Origin of the sequence: Sphingomonas faeni (assembly GCF_040407565.1) — a bacterium.
Lineage (GTDB): Bacteria > Pseudomonadota > Alphaproteobacteria > Sphingomonadales > Sphingomonadaceae > Sphingomonas > Sphingomonas faeni_F.
This window is the reverse complement of the sequence record NZ_JAPZPR010000025.1, coordinates 1-563: the sequence shown is the minus strand read 5'-3', so window position 1 is coordinate 563 and position 563 is coordinate 1. Positions and strand designations below refer to the sequence as shown.

Here is a 563-nt window from a genome sequence, read left to right as displayed (position 1 = left end):
CGCCCATTAGCGGACGCTCCCGGTGCCATCTCCGGGCGACGGTCGTACGTCGCAAAACTGCATAATCCAGTTATCAAAGCTGGGTGCGACGTGATCGACGGTGCGGATATCATGATCGAAGAACCAGACGGAATCGCGATCGGCGCTTCCGGCCCTAAGTCTCTCGGCGTCGAAGCAAAACATGTTGCCCGCGCTGTCGGTTGCAAATGCAATCAGATGAGACGGCATTCCCGCCTCTCTCCAACCAGAAGTCTGCTCCAGCATCTCCGCTGGAGAGTAGAAATCACCGACGTCACGTAAGGGAAGGTCCTGATCGACGATCGAATTTAGAAGTGCGATCGTCGGTCGGGGCAGGCCTGTCTGGAGCACTGACTCGCGGTAGTCCGGCGGCAGGTGCACACCCATTGTACGCTCTAGCGTCTGCATATCCGCCAAATGGACCCTCTCGGGGGGATAATGGGACGAAGTCCACGTCTCGACGAAGCGTTCCAATCCCATCTGTCTGCTCCGCACATCGTGTGAGGATACTTAGCAGGCGGATGAAACCGTGCAATGTCGGCTTT

General features: G+C 57.4%; 1 protein-coding gene. It reads right to left on the bottom strand.

The genetic code is table 11. The features are described 5' to 3' along the window. Nucleotides 1-6: 6 nt before the first annotated feature. A complete protein-coding gene (locus tag O6Y00_RS21975) occupies nt 7-498 on the bottom strand; it encodes an SMI1/KNR4 family protein (RefSeq protein WP_353444629.1) in 492 nt (163 codons plus the stop codon). Nucleotides 499-563 lie beyond the last annotated feature (65 nt).

What these genes read in the sequence shown, in the direction of transcription:
- O6Y00_RS21975 (WP_353444629.1), bottom strand. Translation starts at nt 498, where the DNA reads ATGGGATTGGAACGCTTCGTCGAGACGTGGACTTCGTCCCATTATCCC.